This is a genomic window from Leisingera aquaemixtae (assembly GCF_006740765.1).
GTDB lineage: Bacteria > Pseudomonadota > Alphaproteobacteria > Rhodobacterales > Rhodobacteraceae > Leisingera > Leisingera aquaemixtae.
This window is the reverse complement of sequence record NZ_CP041159.1, coordinates 2,695,281-2,720,531: the sequence shown is the minus strand read 5'-3', so window position 1 is coordinate 2,720,531 and position 25,251 is coordinate 2,695,281. Positions and strand designations below refer to the sequence as shown.

Below are 25,251 nucleotides of genomic sequence, written 5' to 3'. Positions count from 1 at the left end.
GGGGCCGTCAAAACGTCTTTTCTGCCTGTCCCAGTTGCTCCAGAATGCTGGCGTAGTTCTCAACCCCTTGCGCGCCGGTCACCAGGTGGCGGCCGTTGAACACCATGGCAGGCACGCCGCGGATGCCTTGCTGCACCCAGAACGCCTCGCGCTGGCGCACGTTGTCCGCGTGCGTGCCGCTGTCCAGGGCAGCACGTGCATCGGCGCCGTCCAGGCCGAGGCTTGCGGCGGTCTCCACCAGCACCTCAGGGTCGGCGACATTTTTGCCATCGGTGAAATAGGCCTGCAGCAGCGCCTGTTTCATGGCGTGGCCCTGGCCGCGCTGTTCGGCCCATTCGATCAGCTGATGCGCCTGAAAGGTGTTGTAGATCCGCATCCCGTCAAAGAAGCGGAAGGTGAAGCCCAGGGCCTCGCCCAGTTCCGCCAGCTGCGCCCGCACCTGGGCGGACTGCTCTGCCGTGCTGCCGTATTTCGCTGCCAGATGCTCGCGCAGGTCCTCGCCTTCGGGGGCCATATCCGGGTTCAGTTCAAACGGCTGCCAGTGGATGTCCAATGCCACCCCGGCGCGGCGGGCGGCAAACGCCAGCTGGTTGTAGCCGACCGCACACCACGGGCAGACCACGTCGGAAATGATATCGACCCGCAGGGCGGGGCTGTGGGCGGTCTCTGTCATGGCGCGTGTCCTTGGATTTCCAGTGCTTCGCAGGGACATGGGGGCGCAGCGCCTGGAAAGCAACAGCTGCCCCCGGGGCCTTGCCCGGCTGCGCAATCTGCGCCAACGTGATGCGGTCCGGACAGGATGCGGTCAAAACTCCCGGTGGCGGCCTGCCTTCGGGCGGCGCCGCTTCCGCAGCTTGACCCGTAAGAAAGAGACCGCAATGTCCCGCATAGACACGCTGCTTTCCCCCTTCCCCCGGGCCAGCCTGCTGTCACAGCCGACCCCGCTGGAGCGGCTGAACCGCCTGTCGCAGGAGCTGGGCCTCGACCTCTGGATCAAGCGCGATGACCTCACGGGCCTCAGCTTTGGCGGCAACAAGACCCGGCAGCTGGAGTTCTATATCGGCGCTGCGCGGGCGGCCCGGGCAGACACCATCCTGATCACCGGCGCGGTGCAGTCGAACTTTACCCGCACCGCCGCCGCGGCGGCCGCGAAATACGGGATGCAGGCGGTGCTGCAGCGGGAGGAGCGGGTGCCCGGAATGGACCCGCTCTACCACCGTTCGGGCAATGTCTTCCTGGCGGATATACTGGGCGCGGATATCATGAGTTATCCGGAAGGTGAGGACGAAGCCGGCGCGGATGCCGCATTGGAAGCGCGGGCAGAGCAGCTGCGCGCGGCAGGCCGCACTCCTTACATCATCCCGCTGGGGCTTGGCCATCCGCCGCTGGGCGCGCTGGGCTATGTTCGGGGCGGGGCAGAGCTGGCGGCGCAAATTGGCGGTTTTGATGCCGCGGTGGTGCCCTCGGGGAGCGGGGCCACCCATGGCGGGTTCCTGACCGGAGTGCGCCTGGCCGGCATTACCGCGCCGGTCTATGGTATCTGCGTGCGCCGCGATGCCCGGCAGCAAAAGGCGCGGTTGGAGCAGGTGACTGCAGAGCTGGCCAGGCTGATGAACATTCCGCGGCCGTTTTCCGGCGGCGGGATCCTCACCTGGGACGGCGCCTTGGCACCCGGTTACGGCCGCGCAGGCGGCACGGCGCGCGCCGCGCTCCAGCGCATGGCCGCGGCTGAGGGGATCCTGCTGGACCCGGTTTATTCCGCCAAGACCTTTGCCGGGCTGCTGGGGCTGCTGGAACAGGGCATCATCCGCAAGGGGCAGAAAGTGCTGCTGCTGCACACCGGCGGGCTGCCCGCGCTGTTTGCCTATCAGACCGCGCTCGGCTTCGGCAGCGGCGCAGGCGCGCCATGATCCTCTGCTGCGGCGAAGCGCTGATCGACATGATCCCCGGCGAGACCGCAACGGGGCAGGCGGCATATGTCCCGCATGGCGGCGGCGCTTCGTTCAATACCGCGCTGGCGCTTGGCCGCCTCGGCGTGCGGGCAGGGCTGTTCACCGGGCTGTCCACGGATGTGTTCGGGCAGCAGCTGGCGCAGGCGCTGGCGGCGGCTGGTGTGGATACCTCGCTGGCGGTCACCAGCCCCAGGCCTTGCACCCTGGCCTTTGTCCACCTGACGGATGGGGACGCCAGTTACAGTTTTTTTGACACCGGTTCCGCCGGCTCGTCGCTGACCCCGCAGGCGCTGCCGGATTTACCGGACAGCGTGAGCGCACTGCTGCTTGGCGGCATCAGCCTGTGCAACCCGCCGGCGGCGGATGCCTATCTGGCGCTGGCGCAGCGCGAGGCTGGCCGCCGGCCTGTGATGCTGGATCCGAACGTGCGGGCCGGGTTTTCACGGGATGAGGCCGCCTACCGCGCGCGGCTGGAGAAAATGGTGGCTCTGGCGGATATCGTGAAGGTGTCTGAGGAGGACCTTTCCTGGCTTTGTCCCCGCGGGGACACGCGCACCAAACTGAGCGGCCTGTTCGCAGCCGGGCCGAAACTGATACTGCTGACCCGCGGCCGGGAAGGGGCAGAGGCCTATCTGCCGGACGGGCAGGTTGTGACCGCCGCGGCGGTGCCTGTCACTGTTGCCGACACGGTCGGGGCGGGCGACACCTTCAACGCGGGCTTCCTGGCGATGGCGCAGGAGCGAGGGGTGCTGAAGGCGGCGGCCTCCGGGGAAATTGCCGAACCGGATTTGAAGGCCTGCTTGCGGTTTGCCGTGAGGGCGGCGGCTGTGTCGGTTTCGCGCGCCGGTGCAAACCCGCCGTGGCGCGCGGAAGTGCCAGAGTGATTTTGCGCTGGCTTAACTTTTGCCCAGCCTGCTGGCGTCGCGTGCCAGAGCCTCGATGGCGCCCCAGTCGCCGGCCTTGACCAGATCGGCGGGGGCCACCCAGCTGCCGCCGGCGCAGACCACATTGGGCAGGCTCAGGTAGCTTTCGGCATTGGCCGGGCTAATGCCGCCGGTGGGGCAGAAGGAGATCTGCGGCAGCGGCGCGCCGATGGCTTTCAGCGCCGGGGCACCACCCGAGGCCTCAGCCGGGAAGAACTTGAGCATCCCGTAGCCGCGGGCCAAGAGCCGCATCGCCTCGGTTGCGGTGGCCGCGCCGGGCAGGAGCGGCAGGCCGATCGCTTCGCAGGCGTCGAGCAGGGCGTCGGTCGCGCCAGGGGAGACGCCGAACTGGGCGCCGGCCGCCTTGGCGGCTTCGGCATCCTTGGGGGTGATCAGCGTGCCGGCCCCGACCACGCCGCCCTTCACCTGCGCCATCTCCCGGATCGCGTCCAGCGCGGCGCCGGTGCGCAAGGTGACTTCCAGGGCGGGCAGGCCGCCCGCAACCAGGGCCTGGGCCAACGGGCGGGCACAGGCCGCATCCTCCACCACCAGCACCGGCATCACCGGCGCCAGGGCGCAAATCTCGCAGGTGCGCAGGCTGGCGTCCTGTGGGGTTATCCGCATGGTTTACACTCCAAACACGCTGGCGCCTTCGTCGGCCGAAGCGACCGAGCGGCGGAACAGGGAAAACAGCTCACGCCCGGTGCCGTTCTGATGGGCGCTGAGGTCGGCGGTGGCGGGCTCGCGCTCCAGCGCGCCTTCGGTGAGGACTTCCAATGTGCCCTTGGCTGCATCCAGCCGCAGCAGGTCGCCGTCCTGGATCCGGGAAATCGGCCCGCCGTCCAGGGCCTCAGGCACCACGTGGATCGCTGCCGGCACCTTGCCGGAAGCGCCCGACATCCGGCCATCCGTGACCAGCGCCACCTTCTGGCCGCGGCCCTGCATGATGCCGAGGAAGGGGGTGAGGCTGTGCAGTTCCGGCATGCCGTTTGCCTTGGGGCCCTGGAACCGCACCACCACGATCACGTCGCCAGTCAGCTCGCCCGCCTTGAAGGCGGCCTTGGCCTCCTCCTGGTCGTGGAAGACGCGCGCGGGGGCTTGGACCACGTGGTGCTCCTTTGCCACCGCCGAGACCTTGATGACCGCGGTGCCCAGGTTGCCGGCCAGCCGCTTCAGCCCGCCGGATTTCTGGAACGGCGCATCCGCCGGGCGCAGAACCGCGTCGTTCAGGCTCTGCCCCGGGCCTGGGCGGAACGTGAGGCCGTCCTCCGTCAGGAAGGGTTCCTGCGTGTAATGTTCCAGCCCGTCGCCCGCGACCGTTCTGGTGTCCGGGTGCAGAAGGCCTGTTTTCAGCAGCTCGCCGATCATGTAGCCAAGCCCGCCGGCCGCGTGGAAATGGTTCACGTCGGCCAGCCCGTTGGGATAGACCCGGGCCAGGAGAGGCACCGCGTCCGAAAGCTCTGCAAAGTCCTGCCAGTCGAGCAGGATGCCGCCCGCCCGCGCCATGGCAATCAGGTGGATCAGCAGATTGGTCGAGCCGCCGGTGGCCATCAGCCCGACAATGCCGTTGGCATAGGCTTTCTCGTCCAGCACATCGCAGACCGGGGTGTAAGTGTTGCCAAGGGCGCTGAGCGACAGGGCGCGCTTGGCGCCTGCCACCGTCAGCGCCTCGCGCAGCGGCGTGCCGGGGTTCACGAAGGACGATCCGGGCAGATGCAGCCCCATGAACTCCATCAGCATCTGGTTGGTGTTGGCGGTGCCGTAGAAGGTGCAGGTGCCGGGGCCGTGGTAGGCGGCCATCTCGGCCTTCAGCAGCTCCTCGCGGCCGATCTCGCCAGCGGCGAATTTCTGGCGGATATGCGCCTTTTCGTCATTGGCCAGGCCGCTGGTCATGGGACCCGCGGGCAGGAACACCGCCGGGACATGGCCGAACGCCTGGGCGCCGATCACCAGCCCCGGCACGATCTTGTCGCAGACGCCGAGAAACACCGCGGCGTCAAAGACGTTGTGGCTGAGCGCGACGCCGGTGGCCATGGCGATGGTGTCGCGGGAAAACAGGCTGAGCTCCATCCCGGCCTCGCCCTGGGTGACACCGTCGCACATCGCGGGCACCCCGCCCGCCACCTGCGCGGTGCCGCCGGCCTGGCGCACCGTATCGCGGATCAAGGCTGGGTAGGTCTCAAACGGCTGATGCGCCGACAGCATGTCGTTGTAGGCCGTGATAATTCCCAGATGCCCCTTGGAGGCCTCTGCCAGTGTCTGCTGGTCCGGTCCGGTGGCGGCATAGGCATGGGCCTGGCCGGAGCAGGACAGATGTGCCCGCGCGGGCCCCTTGCCACGGGCCGCGCGCATCCGCTCCAGATAGGCTGCGCGGGTGGTTTCGCTGCGGGCGATAATGCGGTCGGTGACGGCGGCCAGTGTGGGGTTCAAGCTCATGTGGGGCCTTTGTAGCAAACTGCGGGGGCAAAGGGGAGGGCGGCTGTCTCAGGTTCCGATACTGCGCCAGCGGCGGCCGTCGCGGTGGATCAGCAAAAGCGAGTCATCGGGTCCGGCGCTGCCGCTGTCATAGGGCTGCGGGGCTTCGCCGGTGTCTTGCCACCCGGCGATGATCGGATCGGCCCAGGCCCAGGCGGCTTCGACCTCGTCGCCGCGCATGAACAGGGTCTGGTTGCCGCGGATCACATCCATGATCAGCCGCTCATAGGCGTCTTGCGGGCGGCCCGACTCCGGCAGCTCATCCGCGAAGGTCATGTCCAGGTTGGCGCCGGTCAGCCGCATGCCGCCGGGGCCGGGGTCCTTTATGGTGGTCTTCAGCGTGATGCCCTCATCCGGCTGCAGCCGGATCACCAGCACGTTGCCGTGGATCGGGCCGGAGCCTTCGAAGATGTTGTGCGGCGGGTCGCGGAAATAGACCGCAATCTCGCTCACCCGCTCGCGCAGGCGCTTGCCGGTGCGCAGGTAGAAGGGGGTGCCGGCCCACCGCCAGTTCGCCACCTCGACCTTCAGCGCAATATAGCTTTCGGTGCGGCTGGCGGGGTTGCCCGCGTGATCGCGGTAGCCGTCCCCGTTTTTGCCGCGGTACTGGCCGCGGGCGATGCTGGCCTGCGCCACCGGGCGCAGCGCTTCGATCACCTTGACCTTCTCGTCGCGCACCGCGTTGGGGGCAAAATGGGCGGGCGGCTCCATCGCGGTCAGGCACAGAAGCTGCATCAGGTGGTTCTGCACCATGTCCCGCATGGCGCCGGACTTGTCGTAATATTCCTCGCGCCCTTCGATGCCGATGCTCTCGGCCACGGTGATCTGCACGTGGTCGATATGAGAGGAGTTCCAGAGGGGTTCGAACAGCGAATTGGCAAAGCGCAGCGCCATCAGGTTCTGCACTGTTTCCTTGCCCAGATAGTGGTCGATCCGGTAGATCTGCTGTTCCTCGAAGTGCTCCCGCAGCGCCGCGTTCAGCCCCCGGGCCGAGGCGAGGTCATGGCCGAACGGTTTTTCCAGCACGATGCGGCTTTCGGGCGTGGCGATGCCGGTCTCGCTGAGGCGGCGGGCGATATCGGGAAACAGGGCCGGCCCCACCGACAGGTAGAAGGCGCGGATCGCATCCTCGCGCAGTTTCCCGTGAATCGCATCCCAGCCGGTCTCGCCGCGGGCATCCACCGCGACATAGTCCAGAAGCGCGGTGAAGCCGGCGATTTCCTCGGCTGTGGTTTCCACGTCCTGGCCGAACTCGCGGATCGCATCGGCGGTCTGGCTGCGGAACGCTTCTGCGGTGAGGTCGCTGCGCGAGCTGCCGATGATCCGGCAGTTGCTATCGAACTGGCCGATCTGAAAGCGGTGAAACAGGGCCGGCAGGATCTTGCGGCGGGCCAGGTCCCCGGTCGCGCCAAACAGCACGAGGTCAAAGGGCTGGACGGGAATGACGCGGGAAACCATTGATTTTACATCGCTGTTCCATTGAGGCCAAGAATTGAACCCGGGGCCGGGTCATTGTGCCGCCTGAGGCGGGGCAATTCAATCGCCTCAGCTGGCATGTGGCCGGTTAAAGTTGAGTTATCGCTAACATAATGTTGTGGCCGGGGCCATCGGGAATTTTGCCCAGGTGTATCGCCGGGTGAATTGCTGCATGTGTTATGAGCCTTGGGGCGCGGAAAACACGTGATTTCCGGCTTTCGGCCTGCAGGGTGTCTCGCTGGCCCGGGATTTGATCAAATCTTGCAGCAGGGCGGCGCAGCGGCTAAGCATGGCGGCAAAGAGCACGGCACCAACAGGGAGGAGTGCCCATGACCCCGCTTGCAGGCCTTAAGGTGGTTGAACTGGCGCGTATTCTGGCCGGGCCCTGGATCGGCCAGGCGCTGGCGGATCTCGGCGCCGAAGTGGTCAAGGTGGAGAGCCCGGACGGCGACGATACCCGCAAATGGGGCCCGCCCTTCATTGAACGCGACGGCGACACGTCAGCTGCTTATTACTATGCCGCCAACCGCGGCAAGGATTGTGTGACGGCCGACTTTCGCACTGAAGAAGGCAAGCAGGCGGTTCTTGGACTGATCCAGGATGCCGACATCCTGATTGAGAACTTCAAGGTCGGCGGGCTGAAGAAATACGGGCTGGATTATAACAGCCTCAGCAAAATCAATCCCCGGCTGATCTATTGCTCCGTGACCGGCTTTGGCCAGGACGGTCCTTATGCCAAGCGGGCGGGGTATGACTTTCTTCTGCAGGGCATGTCGGGACTGATGTCGATCACCGGCGCGCAGGACGGCCAGCCGCAAAAGGTCGGTGTGGCAATCACCGATATCGTCACCGGGCTTTATGGCACGATCGGCATTCTGGCGGCGGTGGAGCAGCGCCACCGGACAGGGCGCGGCCAGCATCTGGACATGTCGCTGCTGGATTGCGCCACGGCCCTGCTGGCGAACCAGGCGATGAATTATCTGGCGACCGGCGAAAGCCCCACCCGGCTGGGCAACGATCACCCGAACATCGCGCCTTATCAGGTGATGGCGGTGCAGGATGGCCATGTGATCCTGGCAGTGGGCAATGACGGGCAGTTCCAGCGGCTTTGCGGCGTGCTGCGTCTGGCGGAGGCCAAGGCGGATGCGCGTTTCCAGACCAATCAGCTGCGGGTCGCCAACCGCAAGGCGCTGACGGCGATTCTGGAGGAGGTGCTGGCTAAGTGGACGCAAGCGGATCTGCTGGCGGCGCTGGAGGCGGCGACGGTGCCTGCAGGACCGATCAACACCATTGGCCAGGCGTTCGAGGATCCGCAGATCAAGCACCGGGGGATGCAGATCGCACCGGAAGGGGTGCCGGGGGTGCGCGGTCCGTGGAAATTCTCGGACGCGGAACTGGCCCTGGATAAATCGGCGCCGAAACTGCCGGAGTAACCGTGCCGGTGCCGTTTGCCGGGATAAACCGGCTCCGCCCGGCTGTTCCGTTCGGGTGCGGCCGGATCGGGCAGGAAAACGCAAAAAATCAGCGGCGTTCCCAGGCTGGCCGTCTCGATTCGGGTCTAAACCGCGTCAGTTCGCTTACATCCGCTTACAAATGCTCCCTTTCCTTCGGCGGCTGATCTGGAGAGTTTGCTTAAGTGGCAGATGCCAAACCAACGACAGGAATATCCCCATGCCCGGCGCTTACCGCATCATTGAGAACACTTGGATCCCTCTGCCGGATGGCCGCAGGCTGTCGGCGCGGATCTGGATGCCAGAGGGCGCGGGGCCGTTTCCGGCGATTCTGGAGTATCTGCCCTACCGCAAGCGCGACGGCACCGCGCCCCGGGACGAGACCACGCACACGGTTTTTGCCGCCGAAGGATATGCCTGCATCCGGGTGGATATTGCAGGCACCGGTGACAGCGAAGGGGTGTTTGACGATGAATATTCCGAACAGGAGCTGAGCGACGGCGAGGCGGTGCTGGCCTGGATCGCGGCGCAGGACTGGTGCGGCGGCAATATCGGCATGATCGGCATCAGCTGGGGCGGCTTCAACGGTCTGCAGCTGGCCTTCCGCCGTCCGGAGGCATTGAAGGCAGTGGTGTCGGTGGCCTCGACCGTGGACCGCTACGCCGACGACATCCATTATATGGGCGGTTGCCTGCTGAGCGATAACGCCAATTGGGGCAGCCAGATGTTTGCCTACCAGTCGCGGCCCGCGGATCCTGAGCTTCGGGCGGACTGGCGCGAAGACTGGATCAAGCGGATCGAGGGGATGCCGTTCATGGCTGCGGAGTGGCTGCGGCACCAGACACGGGGGGATTTCTGGAAGCACGGGTCGGTTTGCGAGGACTGGACGGCGATCCAGGCGCCGGTCCTGGCGATCACCGGCTGGGCCGATGCCTACGTGAATGCGCCGCCGGCGCTGGCAGCCAATCTGACCGTGCCCGCCAAAGCCATGATCGGCCCGTGGGAGCACCGCTATGCCCATATCGCCAAGCTGGACCCGGCGGATTTTCACGGCGAGGTGCTGCGCTGGTTCGGCAGGTGGCTGAAGGGCGAGGAGACAGGCGCCGAAGACCTGCCGGACTACCGCGTTTTTATGCAGGAGCACTTCAACCCAACCATGCAGAACAAGCCGCGCCAGGGCCGCTGGGTGGCGGAGGCTGAATGGCCCTCGCCGAATGTGCGGGACCGGGTGATGCATCTGGGGCAGGGCGTGCTGGCGGATCAGCCGGGCAGTGGTGTCACCGTGGTCAGCAATCCCGCGACGGTCGGGCAGGCGTCCGGCTATTTCTGCCCGGGGATGCGGTTTGACAATGAACTGGCGGGCGATCAGGCGGTTGACGATGCGCTGTCGGCCTGTTTCGACGCTGCCCCGCTGGCAGAGCCGCTGGAACTGCTGGGCAGGCCGCGGGTCAAGGTGGCGTTCAGCGCCGACAAGCCGGTGGCGCAGCTGGTGGCGCGGCTGTGCGATGTGTCGCCGGAAGGCGTGTCGCAGCGGATCACCTACCGCCCCTTGAACCTCACCTGCCGCAACGGATTCGAGGTGCCGCAAAAGCTGGTGCCGGGGCAGCGCTATGAGGCGGAGATCGAGCTGAATGAATGTGCGCACCGCCTGAAACCGGGGCATGTGCTGCGGCTGGCGCTGTCGGCGTCCTACTGGCCGGTTGTCTGGCCCGCGCCGGAGGCGGCGGAGGTGACTCTGCATTTGGAGGAGTGCGCCCTGATCCTGCCGGAACGCAAGGCGGAACAGGAGATCGAGCCGCAAAATCCCGGCGCGCCGCGGGAGTATCCGGTGCTGCAGGCGGAGCAGCTGCGCGCGCCTGGCGGCAGCTCGAAAACCTGGACGCGGGAGGACGGCGCGCTGGTGCTGGATACATTTGACGATTACGGCAAGGCGGTGGACCCCTATCACGGCATCTGCGCGGGCAGCCATGTGGCCATGCATTATGAGGTGCATCCGGATGATCCGGCTACGGCGGGTTTTACCAGTGACTGGACTTTTGAGTTTGAACGCGGCGGCTGGCAGGTCGCGATTGAGACCAGGAACAAAGCGACCTGCGACCGGGAGAATTTCTATCTCCGGCGCGAGGTGACCGCTTACGAGGGCGCAGGCCGGGATGTGGTGGTGACCAAGGAGTGGCAGGAAACGATTCCCCGCGGCGTGCTGTAAACCGGGGCGGGATGCGGGCGGATTTTCGGCAATTCGTCCGCATTTGCCCCGGTTTTGCCACAGTGCGTTACCGAAAGCACACAGGCCCTTAACCATTTAATTGCAAATTCAGCTCTTAGCGTCCCGCCGTTGCCCTGCCTGCGCCGGATCGGCCAGTATCGCGGTTAACGAGCGGTTAACAAACAGATTTGAGGGCGAAAAGGTGCAGCTTTCCGTTGTTGTGCCCTGCTACAATGAAGAAGAGTCGGTTCCCCTGCTGGTGGAACGGCTGGTGCAGGCAATAGAACCATGGGCGCAGGACGCCGAGATCATCCTGGCGGATGACGGCTCCAGCGACGGCACCTGGGCGGCGATCGAGGCGGCCCATGCCAGGCACCCGGTGGTGCGGGGCATACGGCTGTCGGCCAACCGCGGGCACCAGGTAGCGCTGACCGCGGGGCTGGAGTCTGCGCGCGGCGCGCGGATCTTTATGCTGGACGCCGACCTGCAGGATCCGCCGGAGATCCTGCCCGACATGATGATGATGATGGACCGCGGTTATGACGTGGTCTATGGGCGCCGGGCCGAACGGCAGGGGGAAACCCTGTTCAAGAAGGCTACCGCCTTTTTGTTCTACCGATTCCTGAACACGCTGTCGGATGTGGACATCCCCAAAGATACCGGCGATTTCCGTCTGGTCAGCCGCCGCGCGCTGGATGCGGTGCTGGCGATGCCGGAGCGGGCGCGGTTCATCCGCGGCATGTTTGCCTGGGCGGGGTTCAAACAGATCGGGCTGGAGTATGTGCGCGATGCACGGGTTGCGGGCGAAACGAAATATCCGTTCCGGGCGATGCTGCGCTTTGCCACCGACGCGCTGACCGGCTTTTCCACCAAACCGCTGAAGATGGCGACACGGCTGGCGTTCCTGAGCCTTTACGTGACCTTCCTGATGGCGGTTTACGTGTTCCTGTCGCTTATCCTTTACAACACCGCGCCCGGCTGGGCGTCGATGCTGCTGGCGCTGTCCTTCTTCTCGGGGATCCAGCTGCTGACGCTGGGGATTATGGGGGAGTATATCGGACGGCTTTATATGGAGAGCAAGCAGCGCCCTATGTACTTCCTGTCGGAGGAAACCGGCGAAGGCGCCCCCGCTGAGCCGGTGAAGATCGAACCCGCACCGCTGCGCAAGGAAGCGTCGTGAGCATGGCGGACACCGGGCAGATCCTGCGCTTCTCCATCGTCGGCGCGACGGTCGCGGGGCTGTATGTGCTGGCCTATACCGCGCTGCTGGCCGCGGGGATGGAGCAGGCTGCAGCCAATGCCCTGGCCTTTGCTGGGGCGGTTGCGGTGCAATACGTGCTGCAAACCTGGTGGACCTTCCGCCGCCCGCTGGGCCTGCCGGATCAGATGGCGCGGTTTGCCTGCACCATTGCTGCCGGTTTTGCTGTCTCGGCGCTGATCACCGGTTTCATCGGCCCGGCGCTGGGCTGGGCGGACTGGCTGTCCGCCGCCGCCGTCACGGTGATCCTGCCGGTTCAGAATTTCATCATCTTCCGCCTCTGGGTGTATGCCGCGGCTGGCTGAGTAAAGTTCGGAGCAATCATGTCCCATATCTATTCCAACGAGTTTTACGACTATATCGACCAGGGCGCGCGCTCCTCGGCGCAGGCGATGATTTCGGTGGTGCAGCCGCATCTGCAGGCGGGCAGCGTGCTGGACCTGGGCAGCGGCCGCGGCGTGTGGCTGAGCGAGTGGATCAAGGCCGGTGTGACAGATGTGGCTGGCGTTGACGGCGATTATGTCGACCGCGACCGGCTGGCGATCCCGCGCCAGCAGTTTCATGCCGCTGACCTGACCAAACCTTTTGACCTGGGCCGCAAGTTCGACCTGGCGCAGAGCCTGGAGGTGGGGGAGCACCTGCCCGAGGCGGCCTCGGAGAAGCTGGTCGAGAGCCTGACCCGCCATGCCGACAGGGTGCTGTTCTCGGCCGCGGTGCCGGGGCAGGGCGGCGAATTTCACATCAACGAAAAGCCGCTGTCCTTCTGGCAGGAGATGTTTGCGGCGCGCGGGTTCACCGCCTTTGACTTCGCCCGCCCCAGGTTGAAGCACATGCAGGGCGTCGAGCCGTGGTACCGCTACAACACCGTGCTTTATACCAATGCCGCGGGCCGGGAAGGGCTGCCGCAAGAGGTGCTGGCAACGGAAATCCCGGCCGGGCAGAAGGTGCCGCTGGCGGGCAGTCTGGGCTGGCGGATGCGGCGCGGCATTGTCTCGCTGATGCCGCAGCCGATGGTAACCAGAATCGCTCAGGGCCGCGCCGCTGTGCTGGCCCGCCGCGCCCGCCGCCTGCAGGAGGCCGCGGGATGACACTGGCCTCAGCCGGCAGCGGCGTCGCGCCGCGGCGCGCCCTGCCGCAGCTGCCGGTCACGGTGGCAGCGGTCTTTGCGATGCTGCTGCTGACCGCGCTGTTCCAGCTGCCGGATCCGATGATCCGGCATGATGACTACCCTGCGCTGCTGGCAGATCCGTCGCTGTTCTACTCAAAGACCCTGACGGAGGGGCGCTGGGTCAACTACCTGTGGCACCTGCGCGGTTTTGTGACGCCGGCCTGGCTGAATTTCCTGGCCTATCAATTCCTGTGGGCCGTCTACCTTGGCTGCCTGGTGCACAATGCCTTTGGCCGGGAAGCAGAGATCTGGCAGCGGGTGATGGTGGCGCTGATTGCGGGTCTCGGCCTGCCTTGGGTGCTGATCTCATTGTGGTTCAACACGCTGATCCCCGGGCTGGCCATTGTCGCGCTTTATGCCTGGCTGGCCACACGGCTGAGCGAGCGGGCCTGCCGCTGGCTGATGCTGGTGTTTGTGCCGGTTTCGCTGATGGCCTACACCACCTATCCGTTCCTGATCCTGGGGCTGAGCCTGACCCGCGCGGGCGTCGCGCGCTCTGCCAGGGATCTGGCGGGGCTGCTGGCGCTGTTCATTGCCAGTTTCGCGCTGGGCATGCTGGCAATCTACTCGCTGAACTATGCGGTGCATGGGGTGTTCGGCGTGCCGATGGCGGAATGGCGAAACCCCAGTCCGGCCCGGGATCTGGCGTCGGCGCTGGAAAACTCCAAACTGGCCTGGCAGTTCCTGGTCAGCCTGGCGCAGAAGGGGGCCTATAACAACACGGTTCTGGTGCTGTTGCAGTGGGGCTTGCTGGCCTGCGCGGTCTGGGCTGTGCTGCGGCAGGACAAATGGCGGGCGATCTACCTGCTGTCCGGGGCAGTTCTGGGGCTGGCGCTGATTTGCCTGCAGGTGATCCGCAGCGGTATCGACATGCCAGTGCGCTCCGGCGGGTTCCTCTGGATTTTCGGGGCTGTGTTCATCGGGCTGTTCGTCTTGACGCTGCGCGACAGCGGGCGGCCGCGGCTGAGCCGGAACCTGCTGTTTGCCGTGACCGCGGTCCATGTGATCTTTGGCGGGCTGACCTACCGGGTTCTGACTGAATGGCACAGGGTAAGCCGGGCAATGGCAGCGGAGCTGGCTGAAGGGCAGGGTCCGGTGTATGTCACCGGCACCTATCTGTCGCTGGAGGCGGCCCGCAAATCGGATCTGCAAAAGGACCATTCGGTGGCGTTCCGCCTGCACCATCTGACCGGGCGCGAGATCGTGATGTGCGAAAGCCGTCCCGAGGATTGCGCGCAGCTGCCGGAGGAACTGCGCGCCGGTTTACAGGGCCGGACAGGGTTCGAGGTGCGCCAGATTGACGGCGGTTCAGTGCTGATGCTGTCGCCCGAGGCGCTGCGGCAGGACAAGCTTGAAGCGGCCCGTCAGCTGCGTCAGGCGGATTAGCGAAACAGATCGGGCAGGCAGGTGAGGGCCTGCCAGCCGCAGCTTGCCTGCCCCGGGAAATCAGAAGTCGAGGCCCAGATCGAGGGTGCGCGCGGAATGGGTAAGCGCACCGGAGGAGATGTAGTCGACCCCGGTTGCCGCGACTTCGGCAATGCGCTCCAGCCGCATGTTGCCGGAGGCCTCGGTCACCGCATGGCCGCTGGCCATCTCGACTGCTTTGGCCAGCGTGGGGGTGTCCATGTTGTCGAGCAGAACCACATCGGCGCCGCCGGTGGCGATGACCTCGGCCAGCTGGTCCAGGGTATCGACCTCAATCTCCACCTTCATCATATGGCTGACGCCGGCCTTGGCAGCGTCGAGCACGGCCTTGATCCCGCCCGCAGCGGCGATGTGGTTGTCCTTGATCAGGATCGCGTCCGACAGGCCGAAGCGGTGGTTGTAGCCGCCGCCGTGCAACACCGCCTGTTTCTCGGCAATGCGCAGGCCCGGGGTGGTCTTACGGGTGCAGGTGATGCGGGTGGCGGTGCCCTTGGTTTGCGCGGCAAAGGCCGCGGTCTGGGTGGCGATTCCGGTCAGCCGGCCGGCAAAGTTCAGTGCCACCCGCTCCCCAGACAGGATCGAGGCGGCGGAGCCTTCGATGGTCATCAAGGTGTCGCCCTTCTTGCAAGGGCTGCCGTCGGGCAGGAGGGTGTCCACCTTCAGCCCGGCATCGACCAGATGAAAGGCGATGCGGGCGATTTGCATTCCCGACACCACGCCGTCCTCGCGGGCATTCAGCCGGGCGGAGTAGGTCGCGGACGCCGGGATCACCGCGCGGGTGGTAATGTCGCCGTTCTGGCCCAGGTCTTCCATCAGGGCGGCGCGCACCATCGGTTCCAGGATCAGGTCGGGCAGGGTGGCGAAGTGGGTGCTCATGTCAGTTCCTTCACGGCCTCGGCGCGGATGGCCAGGGCCTCATCCAGGGTGATGCGGGTGCGGTGGGCCTGCGCGGGGTCTGCCTTGGGGAAGTCGTCGCGGAAATGGCCGCCGCGGCTCTCTTCGCGCCTCAGCGCGGCGGCAGCGATCAGCGTGGCGGTGGCGCACATGTTGAGGAAGTTTTCGTCTGCCGCCTGTTCGGCCTCAAGCCGGGCAATGGCGGCCAGCGCCTTTTTCAGGCCGGCGCCAGTACGGCGCACCCCGGCGTGGGCGGTCATGGTCTGCCGCAGGGTTTCCAGCGCAGCCTGATCCATTTCCTGTCCGCCTTCCGGGAAACTGAGGCGGACGTCTTCTGCGTCTGGCGGGCTGTCCAAAGAGGCCATGTCCTGGGCCGCGTTGCGGGCATAGACCAGCGCCTCCAGCAAACCGTTGGAGGCGAGCCGGTTGGCGCCATGCAGGCCGGTGGAGGAGGCCTCGCCGCAGACCCAGAGGCGTTTCAGGCTGGTCCGGCCCTTCATGTCCGCCTCGACTCCGCCCATGTGGTAGTGGGCGGCGACGGCAACGGGGATCGGCTCCTGCACCGGGTCGATGCCCGCACGGGCGCAGGTTTCCGCCACGGTGGGGAAGCGGGTCAGCACCTCGGGCCCCAGCGCGGCGCGGGTGTCGAGCATCGGCCGGCGGCCAGCCTGGGTTTCGGCAAAGATGGCGCGGGCAACGATGTCGCGCGGTGCAAGCTCTGCATCCGGGTGCGCGGCCAGCATGAAGCGCTCGCCATTCGCATTGATCAGCACCGCGCCTTCGCCGCGCAGGGCCTCGGTGGCGAGCGGCGCCGGGTCCTCGCCGATGTCAAAGGCGGTGGGATGGAATTGCACGAATTCCGGATCGGCGATGCGGGCGCCGGCGCGCGCGGCAAAGCCGATCACCTGGCCGCGGATGCGGGGCGGGTTGGTGGTGTGGGCATAAAGCCCGCCGGAGCCGCCGCCCGCCAGCAGCACGCCGGGTGCCTTGATCAGCACCGGGGCGGAGGGCACGTCGGCGCGGGTGATCCAGATGCCGGTAACGCTGCTGCCCTCGGTTTCCAGCCGCACGGCCTGGGTGTCTTCCAGAACCTGCACGGAGGGCGCAGCGCGGACTGCGGCAATCAGCGTCCGCATGATCTGATCGCCGGCCTGATCCCCCTTGACCCGCACCACGCGGGCGGCGGAATGGGCGGCTTCGCGGCTCATCACGTAATTGCCGTCCGCGTCGCGGTCGAAGGGCGTGCCAAGCTCGGTCAGGTCGACGATATGCTCGCGGGCCACGCGGGTGACCATGGCGGCGACCTCCGGGTCGACGGTGCCTGCGCCGGCCTGCAGGGTATCTGCGGCGTGCGCCTCTGGCGTGTCATGGCTGGCCATGGCCGCCGCGACGCCGCCCTGCGCCCAGGCCGAGCTTGCGCCTTCACCCAGGGGTTCGGGGGAGATGACCAGAACCGGCCTGGGGGCCAGTTCCAACGCAGCGTACAGCGCGCCAAGGCCTGCGCCGGCAATGACAATGCGGCCGGTTTCGACCACGGATCAGATGCCCAGTTTCTGCGAAAGGTCGATCATCCGCTGCACTGCGACACGGGCCTTTGCTGCCACCTCGGGGTCCACCTCGACCGGCTCGGTCATGGTGTGCAGCGACCACAGGACTTTCTCCAGCGTAATTTTCTTCATGTAGGGGCACATGTTGCAGGGGCCGACGAACTCCACCTCGGGCAGCTGGTCGGCGATGTTCGAGGCCATCGAGCATTCGGTGATCAGCAGAGCCTTTTCCGGCTTCTCCTCCGTCACGTATTTGACGATGCCGCTGGTCGAGCCGGAGAAGTCGGCCTCGGCCACCACATCGGGCGGACATTCCGGATGGGCGATCAGACGGGTGCCCGGGTTCCACTCGCGGAAGTCGCGCAGGTCCTTGGCGGTGTACTGCTCATGCACGATGCAGGAGCCCTCCCACCAGACGATGTTCTTTTGCGGAACCTGCTGGGCAATGTTCTGCGCCAGATACTGGTCCGGCGTCATGATGATGGTGTCTTCTTCCATTGCCGCAACGATCTGCGCGGCGTTGGAGGAGGTGCAGCAGATGTCCGACGCGGCTTTCACCTCAGCGGTGGTGTTCACATAGGTGACCACCGGCGCGCCCGGGTAGCGGCGGCGCATTTCGGCGACGCCTTCGGCGGTGATGCTTTCGGCCAGCGAGCAGCCGGCCTCCATGTCGGGGATCAGCACGGTTTTCTCCGGGCTCAGGATCTTGGAGGTTTCGGCCATGAAATGAACGCCGCATTGAACGATCACGTCAGCCTCGACCCGGGTGGCCTCAATCGCCAGCTGCAGGCTGTCGCCGACAAAGTCCGAGATGCCATGATAGATTTCCGGCGTCATGTAGTTATGCGCCAGAATCACCGCGTTGCGCTGCTTCTTCAGCTCCAGAATCGCCGCCACATAAGGCGCATGGGCGGCCCATTCGATGGGGTTCACCACGCGGTTCATACGGGCGTAGATGTCTGCCATCTGTTCGGCCAGGGCCGGGTTAGGGGCCAGATCATAGTGGGCGGCGAGCTGATCCCGCATGGATTGCAGGTCGAACATGGCGTTTCCTCAAGGTTGCGTCCAGGGTGACACTTTGGGCGGGGGTTGTTTCACGTTCAAAACGCGCACGCAAGCGCGCGTGAAGGGATTTGCGGCCAAATGCGGTGATTTGGCGCTAACAGGCGGCATGGGCCGGGGCGCCCGTGCCGGATAAACCCGCTGCAGCCGGGATCCAGTGCTAAGCCTTTGACTGTCCGGAGTGATATGGTGGTAAAACTTGCCTTTTTCCAGAGGTCTGACGTTTTTGGCTGTTCCGATGCCTCCTCCTGTGATTTTGAAATCTGCCAGAGGGTGTTAGACCCGGTCTGACCAGGCTGATGCGGAGTTGAGCGAGCGGAATGACGGATCTGTGGGCAGGACTGTGCCAGGCCTTTTGGCTGCTGGTGACGCTGGACGCGGATCTGGTGGAAATCACCCTGCGCTCCCTGCGGGTGACGCTGACCGCGCTGGCCATCGCCTGTGCCATCGCGCTGCCGCTGGCGGCCTTTCTGGCGGTGCGCCGTTTCCGGCTGCGGCGTGCCACGATTGCGGTGCTGAACGCGCTGATGGGGCTGCCGCCGGTGGTGGTGGGGCTTGTGGTCTATGTGTTCCTGTCCCGCGCCGGGCCGTTCGGTGTCTTTGGCTTGCTGTTCACCCCCACGGCGATGATCATCGCGCAGGTGATCATCGTGGTGCCGCTGGTGGCCTCGGTCGCGCATCAGTCTTTGCGGGAGCTTTGGAGCGATTACCACGATCTTCTGATCTCGATGAACGCGACCCAGTTCCAGCGCATCCAGGCGCTGCTGTGGGACGGCCGCCGCGCCTTGCTGACTGCGGCGCTGGCGGGGTTTGGCCGCGCGATCGGCGAGGTCGGGGCAATCATGGTGGTGGGCGGAAATATCGACCATGCCACCCGGGTGCTGACCACGGCGATTGCCCTGGAGACCGGCAAGGGGGAATTCGCCATGGCGCTGGGGCTTGGGTTTGTGCTGATTGCGCTGGCGATTGCGGTCAACCTGGCGATCCACTGGCTGGGCCGCACCGAAAGCGAGGGGCGCTGGTGATGCAGATGTTCCCGCTGGTGGCCCAAGGCGCCCAGGTGCGCCGCCGCGGCAAGGTGCTGGTCGGACCGGTTGACCTGACGCTTGGCGGGCGGGGAACATCCATTGTCATTGGCCCTAACGGGGCGGGCAAGACCACGCTTCTGAAGATGCTGCATGGCATTGTGCGGATGAACGGCGGCAGCCTGGACTGGGCCTGCCCACTGGAAGAGGCGCAGAAGCGGCAGGCGTTTGTGTTCCAGACACCGGTCATGATGCGCCGCACGGTGATCGACAACATCGCCTATCCCTTGCGGCTGGCCGGCATGAGCCGCCGTGAGGCGCGCGCGCGGGCAGCGGACTGGGCAGGCCGTGTCGGCCTTGGGGAGATCCTGCAGCGCCAGGCCACCATGCTGTCGGGCGGCGAGCGGCAGAAGCTCGCCCTGGCCCGCGCCTTGGTGCGCGAGCCGGAGGTTCTGTTCCTGGATGAACCCTGCGCCGCCCTGGACGGCCGCGCCACCCGCGAGATCGAAGAGATCCTGGCCCATGCCTCTGACAGCGGCACACGGCTGATCATGTCCACCCACAACATGGGGCAGGCGCGGCGGCTGGCGGATGAGGTGATCTTTGTCCTGGGCGGCCGCATTCACGAATTCAGCCCGGCGGAGGCGTTTTTTGCCGGGCCGCAAACGCCGCAGGGGCGTGCTTTTCTGAACGGAGATATTGTCGAATGAAACGTCTGATTACTGGTGCCTTTGCATCCCTGGTCTTCGCCACCGCAGCGCTGGCGGAAGAAATGAAGATGGCTGTGACCACCTCGTTCCACAATTCCGGGCTGGCAGAGATCCTGCTGCCGGAGATCAAGAAAGATCTGGGCCTGGATGTGCAGTTGCTGGTGGTTGGAACCGGCCAGGCGATCCGGCTGGGCGAGGCAGGCGACGTGGACGCGATCCTGGTGCATTCCAAGAAGGCCGAGGAGGCGTTCCTGGCGGGCGGCAACGGCACCCATCGGCGCGAGATCATGTACAACGACTTTGTCCTCATCGGTCCCAAGGGCGATGGGGCCGGCACGGCCGGCGCAGAGAACGCGGCGGCCGCGCTGCGGAAGATTGCCGGGGCAGAGGCCAATTTCGTCAGCCGCGGCGATGACAGCGGTACCCACAAGAAAGAACTGGCGCTGTGGCAGGCTGCCGGGCTGGAGCCCGATGGGTTTGGCGCGTGGTACCGGGCGGTTGGCGCGGGCATGGGGGCTGCGCTGAACACGGCAGCGGGCATGGATGCCTATATCATGTCGGACCGCGCCAGCTGGCTGAACTTTGGCAACAAGGCCGGGCTGGCGCTGCTGTTTGCCGGGGATCCGGTGCTGTTCAACCAGTACGCCTATATCCCGGTAAACCCGGAAAAGCACGGCCATGTGAAGAACGGTCTGGCGATGGAGCTGGAGGGCTGGCTGGTCTCTGACAAGGCGAAGGACCTTATTAACGGCTACCAGATCAACGGCGAGACGCTGTTTGTCTTCAACGCAGAACAGTAACGCAGCGGAGGCGCTCCCGCCCATTCCGGGCATCACAGATGCCCTGAATGGTTGGGCAAAGCACCACGCTGCGCGCGGTGCGGTCCCGTGCGGTACAGAGCTTTAGGGGAATAAGCGGTCTGAGAAGCGCTGTGCCAGCTGTGATGCGCCACCGCGCTGCGCGCCAGCGCGGCGCTGCGCCCAACTGTGAGGTGCAATTTCAATTGCGCCGGAACAGGCGGGAGCGGTCCGCTTCAGGTTTCACCGCCCACCGTCAGTGTCACACGGTCGCCGGCAAACCAGGTGCGGCCGAACTCGATCGGCGTGCCCGTTGTGTCCACGCTGACCGATGTCGTGCGCAGGATCGGGGCGCCTTCGCTGATCTGCAGGTGCAGCGCCTGGGTGGCGGTGGCGAGCTTGGCGGCGATGCGGGTTTCGCGGCGGGTGTAGTCCTCGACCCCGCAGCGTTTCAGAGCCTTGGTGATCGAGCTTTCCTCCTCCAGCGCCTCGCGCAGCCCTGGCAGCAGCCCGGCCGGAAACACGGCTTGGGCCAGGGCGATGGGCTGGCCGTCGGCCAGCGACAGCCCGTCGTAAACCAGCACCGGGTCGCCCGCCGTCAGCCGCAACGCCTCAGCCTCGCGCAGCCCGGCGGCGCGGGTTTCCAGCGTCAGCAGTCTTTTCCCCGGGATCCGTCCCTCGCGCGCCAGGTTCTGGTGGAACCGGACGCGCTTGCCAATGGGGTAGTCGGTTGGCTTGGCGGCCACGAACACCCCTGCGCCGCGGCGGGAATGCACCAGGCCCTGCGCCGCCATGTCCGCCAGCGCCCGGCGCACGGTGTGGCGGTTGACTCCGAACCGGGCTGACAGCTGCGCCTCGGCCGGCAGCTTGCCGCCGGTCTCATACCGGCCCTGGGCAATGTCATCGGTCAGGGCGATGGCGATGGATTTCCAAACCGGGGTGCGGGCCATGTCATGGAACTTTCACAAGTCTTCGATTGCGCCTGCCGGGGCGACTCGGCTAACATTTGTCTAGTTGTATAGTTGATGTAGACAACCCGGCCAAGAGGCATAGACAGATGAAAACCACATTTTCCGCAGCGGACCGCAAAGGCTGGATGAGCCTGCTGGCCACTGCTGACGAGGCCCGGCTGACTGAGCTGTGGCAGGGCTGCGGGATTGATCCCGTTTGTGAATGGCTGCGCCCGCCCGAGGCTGGCGGGGTCATGGTGCGGGGCCGCATGGGCGGGACCGGTGCGCCCTTCAATCTGGGAGAAATGACCGTTACCCGCTGTGCGGTGTCGCTGGACGACGGCACCGTCGGTCACGGGTATGTGCAGGGGCGCAGCAAGGCCAAGGCGGCAATGGCCGCCAAGATTGATGCGCTGATGCAGACCAGTGCGGCGGCGGGCGTGCGCAAGGCAGTGCTGGAGCCGCTGGCAGAAGAGCGGCAGGCGAAAAAGAACGCCCGAGCCGCCAAGGCGGCGGCGACCAAGGTCGAGTTTTTCACCATGGTGCGGGGAGAGGACTGATGAGCCTGGAAACCCCGAATGCCGTTTATGCGGGCGGCTTCAGCAATCCCCCGGTGGCTGCGGCACATGCCTTCCGCGCCGCGATGAACGCCATGGCCCGGCCCGGCCAGGTCCAGGACATCACCGGAGCGGCACCGCCGGACGGGATCTCAGCCGCGGCGGGCAGCCTGCTGCTGACGCTGTGCGATCCGGAAACCGGTGTTTATCTGGCGCCGGGCACGGACAGCGGTGCCTTGCGCGGCTGGCTGGCGTTTCACACGGGCGCGCCGGTTGTCCCGGCGGAGCAGGCGGATTTCGCGCTTGGCAGCTGGGAGGCGCTGATGCCGTTGGACCGCTTCCGCATCGGCACCCCTGAATATCCAGACCGCTCGGCCACTTTGATTGTCGAAACGCCCGGTTTCGCTGCCCCCAACGCGGTGCTGAGCGGCCCCGGCATCAAAGACACAGCCCGGATGCAGCTGCCGGAACTAACTGCGTTCCAGAACAATGCCGCTCTCTACCCGCTGGGAGTGGACTTCTTCTTCACCTCGGGGTCGCAGGTGGCTGCGCTGCCCCGGTCCACCGGCATCACCAGGGAGGCATGAGCCCATGTATGTTGCTGTCAAAGGCGGCGAACGCGCCATTGAGAACGCCCATGCCTGGCTGGCAGAGGAGCGCCGCGGCGATACCAGTGTTGCGGAGCTGAGCCTGCCCCAGATCCGCGAACAGCTGAGCCTGGCGGTGAACCGGGTGATGGCCGAAGGGTCTTTGTACGACCCGGAACTGGCGGCGCTGGCGATCAAGCAGTCCCGCGGCGATCTGATCGAGGCCATCTTCCTGATCCGCGCCTACCGCACCACCCTGCCGCGGTTCGGCTATTCGCAGCCGGTGAAGACCGGGGAGATGGCCTGCGACCGCCGAATCTCGGCCACCTTCAAGGACGCCCCCGGCGGCCAGGTGCTGGGTCCGACGTTCGACTACACCCACCGGCTGCTGGATTTCAAACTGGCGGCGGAGGGCGAGGTGCCAGAGGCACCGGTGTCCGAGCCGCGCAATGCAGCGACGCCGCATATCACCGGGTTTCTGCAGGGCGAGGACATTATCGAGCGAGAGCCGTCCTCGGACGCAGTGCCGGGCGATCTGACCCGGGAGCCGATGTCTTTTCCGGCGGGCCGGGCGGTGCGGCTGCAATCGCTGACCCGCGGCGATGAAGGCTTCATCCTCGGCATGGCCTACTCGACCCAGCGCGGCTACGCGCGCAATCATGCCTTTGTCGGCGAATTGCGCATCGGCACCGTGCCGGTGGAGATGGACATCCCTGAGCTGGGCTTTGCCATTGAAATCGGCGAGGTGGAGCTGACCGAATGCGAGACCGTGAACCAGTTCAAGGGCTCCAATACGGTGCCGCCGCAGTTCACCCGCGGCTACGGGCTGGTCTTTGGCCAGTCAGAGCGCAAGTCCATCGCCATGGCGCTGGTCGACCGCGCGCTGCGCTGGGAGGAGCTGGGCGAGGACAATGTGGGCGCCGCAGCCCAGGACGAGGAATTTGTCCTGAGCCACGCGGATAACATCCAGGCGACTGGCTTTTTGGAGCATATCAAACTGCCGCATTACGTGGATTTTCAGTCCGAACTGGAACTGGTCCGCAAACTGCGCCGCGAAGCGGCGGAGCTGGCAGAGACACTGGCCGCACGGGAGGCTGTGGAATGAACGACTACAACTTTGCATACCTTGACGAACAGACCAAGCGGATGATCCGCCGGGCGATCCTGAAAGGGCTGGCGGTGCCGGGCTATCAGGTGCCCTTTGCCAGCCGCGAGATGCCGATGCCTTACGGCTGGGGCACCGGCGGAGTGCAGGTCTCGGCCGCGACGCTGACGCCGGACGATACGCTGAAAGTGATCGACCAGGGCGCCGATGACACCACCAATGCGGTCTCGATCCGCAAGTTCTTTGAAAAGACGGCGGGGGTTGCCACTACCGAGGAAACGGAGAAGGCCAGCGTCATCCAGACCCGCCACCGGATCCCCGAGGCAGAGCTGACCGAAGATCAGATCCTGGTCTACCAGGTGCCGATCCCGGAGCCGCTGCGTTTTTTGGAGCCGCGGGAGACCGAGACCCGCAAAATGCACAGCTTGCAGGAATACGGGCTGATGCACGTGAAACTATATGAGGACATCTCGCAGCACGGCGCGATTGCCACCGCCTATGCCTACCCGGTGAAGGTGGAGGGACGGTACGTGATGGACCCTTCGCCGATCCCCAAGTTCGACAACCCCAAGATGGAGATGGCGGCGATCCAGCTGTTCGGCGCGGGCCGCGAGCAGCGTATTTATGCGGTGCCTCCCTATACGCAGGTCGTGTCCCTTGATTTTGAAGATTACCCGTTTGAGGCCAGCAAGGCAGATCACCCTTGCGACCTGTGCGGGGCAGAGGACAGCTATTTGGATGAGGTGATCCTGGATGACGCGGGCACCCGGATGTTTGTCTGTTCGGACACCGATTACTGCCACACGCGGCGTGACGCGGGCCATGCCGGCCGCCTGGGAGAGGAAGCCGCGTGATGGAGAACATGCAAAAAATTTCGGAAAAGATCTGGCGGGAGGGAAGGCAATGACGCCTTTGCTGCAAGTGAAAGACGTCGCCAAGATGTATGGCGCCCGGATCGGCTGCACGGATGTGAGCTTTGATCTCTATCCCGGCGAGGTGATGGGGATCGTAGGCGAAAGCGGTTCAGGCAAGTCGACGCTGCTGAACAGCCTGGCGGGCCACCTTGTGCCGGACCGGGGGGAGGTGATCTTTGACACCCGCGCTGACGGGCCGGTGGATACCGTCACCATGTCTGAACCGGCGCGGCGGATGCTGGGCCGCACCGATTGGGCGTTTGTGCATCAGCACGCCCGCGACGGTTTGCGCATGTCCGTGAGTGCCGGCGGCAATATCGGCGAGCGGCTGATGGCCGTTGGCAACCGTCACTATGGCGCGATCCGCGATCATGCGGCCGACTGGCTGGGCCGCGTGGAAATCTCGGAGAGCCGGATTGATGACCGCCCCTCAGCCTTCTCCGGCGGTATGCAGCAGCGCCTGCAGATTGCCCGCAATCTGGTGACCGGTCCGCGGCTGGTGTTCATGGATGAGCCGACCGGCGGTTTGGACGTGTCGGTGCAGGCGCGCCTGCTGGACCTGCTGCGCGGTCTGGTGCGCGAAATGGGGTTGAGCGCGATCATCGTGACCCATGACCTGGCTGTGGTGCGCCTTTTGGCGGACCGGCTGATGGTGATGAAGGACGGGCATGTGGTGGAAACCGGGCTGACCGATCAAGTGCTGGACGACCCTCAGCACGCCTATACCCAGCTGCTGGTCTCCAGCGTGCTGCAAGTCTGAGGACGGGGC

General features: G+C 65.7%; 24 protein-coding genes. 16 read left to right on the top strand and 8 right to left on the bottom strand.

What is annotated here, in order from left to right; genetic code table 11:
- Positions 1-7 precede the first annotated feature (7 nt).
- On the bottom strand, positions 8-673 hold the full coding sequence (locus R2C4_RS14960) for a DsbA family oxidoreductase (RefSeq protein WP_141891259.1): 666 nt from the start codon (positions 671-673) through the stop codon (positions 8-10).
- A 205-nt stretch (positions 674-878) separates the two neighbouring features.
- Here R2C4_RS14960 and R2C4_RS14955 point away from each other — a divergent pair, with 205 nt between their 5' ends.
- Both R2C4_RS14955 and R2C4_RS14950 read left to right on the top strand, forming a co-directional pair.
- Positions 879-1,910 carry a D-cysteine desulfhydrase family protein gene (locus tag R2C4_RS14955; RefSeq protein ID WP_141891258.1) on the top strand — a complete coding sequence of 344 codons (1,032 nt, stop codon included), beginning with the start codon at positions 879-881 and terminating at the stop codon, positions 1,908-1,910.
- Complete coding sequence (locus tag R2C4_RS14950; protein ID WP_141891257.1) at positions 1,907-2,836, top strand: carbohydrate kinase family protein; 930 nt, start codon at positions 1,907-1,909, stop codon at positions 2,834-2,836. The genes R2C4_RS14955 and R2C4_RS14950 overlap by 4 nt, the downstream gene beginning before the upstream one ends.
- Before the next feature lie 12 nt (positions 2,837-2,848).
- On the opposite strand, the gene eda is transcribed toward R2C4_RS14950, so the two are convergent.
- The 3 genes from eda to zwf are packed head-to-tail and all read right to left on the bottom strand — an operon-like array spanning position 2,849 to position 6,808.
- On the bottom strand, positions 2,849-3,499 hold the full coding sequence (gene eda, locus R2C4_RS14945; RefSeq protein ID WP_141891256.1) for a bifunctional 4-hydroxy-2-oxoglutarate aldolase/2-dehydro-3-deoxy-phosphogluconate aldolase: 651 nt from the start codon (positions 3,497-3,499) through the stop codon (positions 2,849-2,851).
- Between the two features lie 3 nt (positions 3,500-3,502).
- The gene (gene edd, locus R2C4_RS14940; RefSeq protein ID WP_141891255.1) at positions 3,503-5,311 is read right to left on the bottom strand and encodes a phosphogluconate dehydratase; all 1,809 of its coding nucleotides are present in this window, start codon (positions 5,309-5,311) and stop codon (positions 3,503-3,505) included.
- A 48-nt stretch (positions 5,312-5,359) separates the two neighbouring features.
- Entirely contained in the window at positions 5,360-6,808 is a 1,449-nt protein-coding gene (gene zwf, locus R2C4_RS14935; protein ID WP_141891254.1) for a glucose-6-phosphate dehydrogenase, read from the bottom strand.
- Positions 6,809-7,155: 347 nt separating this feature from the next.
- On the opposite strand from zwf, the gene R2C4_RS14930 reads away from it, so the two are divergent.
- From R2C4_RS14930 to R2C4_RS14905, 6 genes are all read left to right on the top strand, one after another.
- Positions 7,156-8,259: a CaiB/BaiF CoA transferase family protein gene (locus R2C4_RS14930; RefSeq protein ID WP_141891253.1), complete on the top strand. Its 1,104-nt coding sequence runs from the start codon at positions 7,156-7,158 to the stop codon at positions 8,257-8,259.
- A gap of 238 nt (positions 8,260-8,497) precedes the next feature.
- On the top strand, positions 8,498-10,483 hold the full coding sequence (locus tag R2C4_RS14925) for a CocE/NonD family hydrolase (protein ID WP_141891252.1): 1,986 nt from the start codon (positions 8,498-8,500) through the stop codon (positions 10,481-10,483).
- 202 nt (positions 10,484-10,685) lie between these two features.
- Positions 10,686-11,663, top strand: a complete 978-nt coding sequence (locus tag R2C4_RS14920) for a glycosyltransferase family 2 protein (protein ID WP_141891251.1) — start codon at positions 10,686-10,688, stop codon at positions 11,661-11,663.
- Positions 11,664-11,665: 2 nt separating this feature from the next.
- Positions 11,666-12,046, top strand: coding sequence for a GtrA family protein (locus R2C4_RS14915; protein ID WP_008556408.1), 381 nt, complete (start codon positions 11,666-11,668; stop codon positions 12,044-12,046).
- 18 nt (positions 12,047-12,064) lie between these two features.
- Positions 12,065-12,829: a class I SAM-dependent methyltransferase gene (locus R2C4_RS14910; RefSeq protein WP_141891250.1), complete on the top strand. Its 765-nt coding sequence runs from the start codon at positions 12,065-12,067 to the stop codon at positions 12,827-12,829.
- Positions 12,826-14,295 (top strand): hypothetical protein, encoded by a 1,470-nt coding sequence (locus tag R2C4_RS14905; protein ID WP_141891249.1) that lies wholly within the window; start codon positions 12,826-12,828, stop codon positions 14,293-14,295. Before R2C4_RS14910 ends, R2C4_RS14905 begins: the two co-directional genes overlap by 4 nt.
- A 60-nt stretch (positions 14,296-14,355) precedes the next feature.
- Here the strand turns inward: R2C4_RS14905 and nadC are convergent, their stop codons facing one another.
- From nadC to nadA, 3 genes are read right to left on the bottom strand one after another with little or no spacing between them, the layout of a single operon-like run.
- On the bottom strand, positions 14,356-15,210 hold the full coding sequence (nadC, locus tag R2C4_RS14900; RefSeq protein ID WP_141891248.1) for a carboxylating nicotinate-nucleotide diphosphorylase: 855 nt from the start codon (positions 15,208-15,210) through the stop codon (positions 14,356-14,358).
- Positions 15,207-16,763, bottom strand: coding sequence for an L-aspartate oxidase (locus tag R2C4_RS14895; protein ID WP_141891247.1), 1,557 nt, complete (start codon positions 16,761-16,763; stop codon positions 15,207-15,209). The genes nadC and R2C4_RS14895 overlap by 4 nt, the downstream gene beginning before the upstream one ends.
- Positions 16,764-16,766: 3 nt before the next feature.
- A complete protein-coding gene (nadA, locus tag R2C4_RS14890) occupies positions 16,767-17,819 on the bottom strand; it encodes a quinolinate synthase NadA (protein WP_058284974.1) in 1,053 nt (350 codons plus the stop codon).
- Between the two features lie 338 nt (positions 17,820-18,157).
- Here nadA and R2C4_RS14885 point away from each other — a divergent pair, with 338 nt between their 5' ends.
- Genes R2C4_RS14885 through R2C4_RS14875 form a run of 3 tightly spaced genes read left to right on the top strand, consistent with a single transcriptional unit; the run spans position 18,158 to position 20,372 of the window.
- Positions 18,158-18,862 (top strand): ABC transporter permease, encoded by a 705-nt coding sequence (locus tag R2C4_RS14885; RefSeq protein ID WP_027244766.1) that lies wholly within the window; start codon positions 18,158-18,160, stop codon positions 18,860-18,862.
- Positions 18,862-19,572 carry an ATP-binding cassette domain-containing protein gene (locus R2C4_RS14880; RefSeq protein ID WP_058284975.1) on the top strand — a complete coding sequence of 237 codons (711 nt, stop codon included), beginning with the start codon at positions 18,862-18,864 and terminating at the stop codon, positions 19,570-19,572. The genes R2C4_RS14885 and R2C4_RS14880 overlap by 1 nt, the downstream gene beginning before the upstream one ends.
- Positions 19,569-20,372, top strand: a complete 804-nt coding sequence (locus R2C4_RS14875) for an ABC transporter substrate-binding protein (RefSeq protein ID WP_141891246.1) — start codon at positions 19,569-19,571, stop codon at positions 20,370-20,372. The genes R2C4_RS14880 and R2C4_RS14875 overlap by 4 nt, the downstream gene beginning before the upstream one ends.
- Positions 20,373-20,605: 233 nt before the next feature.
- Here the strand turns inward: R2C4_RS14875 and phnF are convergent, their stop codons facing one another.
- Positions 20,606-21,319 carry a phosphonate metabolism transcriptional regulator PhnF gene (phnF, locus tag R2C4_RS14870; protein ID WP_141891245.1) on the bottom strand — a complete coding sequence of 238 codons (714 nt, stop codon included), beginning with the start codon at positions 21,317-21,319 and terminating at the stop codon, positions 20,606-20,608.
- Positions 21,320-21,426: 107 nt separating this feature from the next.
- Between phnF and phnG the strand changes: the two genes are divergently transcribed.
- Genes phnG through phnK form a run of 5 tightly spaced genes read left to right on the top strand, consistent with a single transcriptional unit; the run spans position 21,427 to position 25,242 of the window.
- Positions 21,427-21,879 carry a phosphonate C-P lyase system protein PhnG gene (gene phnG / locus R2C4_RS14865; protein WP_141891244.1) on the top strand — a complete coding sequence of 151 codons (453 nt, stop codon included), beginning with the start codon at positions 21,427-21,429 and terminating at the stop codon, positions 21,877-21,879.
- Entirely contained in the window at positions 21,879-22,463 is a 585-nt protein-coding gene (gene phnH / locus R2C4_RS14860) for a phosphonate C-P lyase system protein PhnH (RefSeq protein ID WP_141891243.1), read from the top strand. The genes phnG and phnH overlap by 1 nt, the downstream gene beginning before the upstream one ends.
- 4 nt (positions 22,464-22,467) lie before the next feature.
- Positions 22,468-23,568, top strand: coding sequence for a carbon-phosphorus lyase complex subunit (locus tag R2C4_RS14855; protein WP_141891242.1), 1,101 nt, complete (start codon positions 22,468-22,470; stop codon positions 23,566-23,568).
- Complete coding sequence (locus R2C4_RS14850; protein WP_141891241.1) at positions 23,565-24,422, top strand: alpha-D-ribose 1-methylphosphonate 5-phosphate C-P-lyase PhnJ; 858 nt, start codon at positions 23,565-23,567, stop codon at positions 24,420-24,422. Before R2C4_RS14855 ends, R2C4_RS14850 begins: the two co-directional genes overlap by 4 nt.
- 49 nt (positions 24,423-24,471) lie before the next feature.
- Complete coding sequence (phnK, locus tag R2C4_RS14845; RefSeq protein ID WP_141891240.1) at positions 24,472-25,242, top strand: phosphonate C-P lyase system protein PhnK; 771 nt, start codon at positions 24,472-24,474, stop codon at positions 25,240-25,242.
- Positions 25,243-25,251: the final 9 nt, after the last annotated feature.

Excerpts from the sequence above, each read along its gene's own strand:
- R2C4_RS14850 (WP_141891241.1), top strand. The coding sequence starts at position 23,565 with ATGAACGACTACAACTTTGCATACCTTGACGAACAGACCAAGCGGATG.
- nadA (WP_058284974.1), bottom strand. The coding sequence starts at position 17,819 with ATGTTCGACCTGCAATCCATGCGGGATCAGCTCGCCGCCCACTATGAT.
- R2C4_RS14875 (WP_141891246.1), top strand. The coding sequence starts at position 19,569 with ATGAAACGTCTGATTACTGGTGCCTTTGCATCCCTGGTCTTCGCCACC.
- R2C4_RS14955 (WP_141891258.1), top strand. The coding sequence starts at position 879 with ATGTCCCGCATAGACACGCTGCTTTCCCCCTTCCCCCGGGCCAGCCTG.
- R2C4_RS14905 (WP_141891249.1), top strand. The coding sequence starts at position 12,826 with ATGACACTGGCCTCAGCCGGCAGCGGCGTCGCGCCGCGGCGCGCCCTG.
- phnK (WP_141891240.1), top strand. The coding sequence starts at position 24,472 with ATGACGCCTTTGCTGCAAGTGAAAGACGTCGCCAAGATGTATGGCGCC.
- R2C4_RS14915 (WP_008556408.1), top strand. The coding sequence starts at position 11,666 with ATGGCGGACACCGGGCAGATCCTGCGCTTCTCCATCGTCGGCGCGACG.
- nadC (WP_141891248.1), bottom strand. The coding sequence starts at position 15,210 with ATGAGCACCCACTTCGCCACCCTGCCCGACCTGATCCTGGAACCGATG.
- R2C4_RS14910 (WP_141891250.1), top strand. The coding sequence starts at position 12,065 with ATGTCCCATATCTATTCCAACGAGTTTTACGACTATATCGACCAGGGC.
- eda (WP_141891256.1), bottom strand. The coding sequence starts at position 3,499 with ATGCGGATAACCCCACAGGACGCCAGCCTGCGCACCTGCGAGATTTGC.
- R2C4_RS14880 (WP_058284975.1), top strand. The coding sequence starts at position 18,862 with ATGCAGATGTTCCCGCTGGTGGCCCAAGGCGCCCAGGTGCGCCGCCGC.
- R2C4_RS14925 (WP_141891252.1), top strand. The coding sequence starts at position 8,498 with ATGCCCGGCGCTTACCGCATCATTGAGAACACTTGGATCCCTCTGCCG.
- zwf (WP_141891254.1), bottom strand. The coding sequence starts at position 6,808 with ATGGTTTCCCGCGTCATTCCCGTCCAGCCCTTTGACCTCGTGCTGTTT.
- R2C4_RS14885 (WP_027244766.1), top strand. The coding sequence starts at position 18,158 with ATGACGGATCTGTGGGCAGGACTGTGCCAGGCCTTTTGGCTGCTGGTG.
- R2C4_RS14950 (WP_141891257.1), top strand. The coding sequence starts at position 1,907 with ATGATCCTCTGCTGCGGCGAAGCGCTGATCGACATGATCCCCGGCGAG.
- phnF (WP_141891245.1), bottom strand. The coding sequence starts at position 21,319 with ATGGCCCGCACCCCGGTTTGGAAATCCATCGCCATCGCCCTGACCGAT.
- phnH (WP_141891243.1), top strand. The coding sequence starts at position 21,879 with ATGAGCCTGGAAACCCCGAATGCCGTTTATGCGGGCGGCTTCAGCAAT.
- R2C4_RS14960 (WP_141891259.1), bottom strand. The coding sequence starts at position 673 with ATGACAGAGACCGCCCACAGCCCCGCCCTGCGGGTCGATATCATTTCC.
- edd (WP_141891255.1), bottom strand. The coding sequence starts at position 5,311 with ATGAGCTTGAACCCCACACTGGCCGCCGTCACCGACCGCATTATCGCC.
- R2C4_RS14930 (WP_141891253.1), top strand. The coding sequence starts at position 7,156 with ATGACCCCGCTTGCAGGCCTTAAGGTGGTTGAACTGGCGCGTATTCTG.
- R2C4_RS14855 (WP_141891242.1), top strand. The coding sequence starts at position 22,468 with ATGTATGTTGCTGTCAAAGGCGGCGAACGCGCCATTGAGAACGCCCAT.
- phnG (WP_141891244.1), top strand. The coding sequence starts at position 21,427 with ATGAAAACCACATTTTCCGCAGCGGACCGCAAAGGCTGGATGAGCCTG.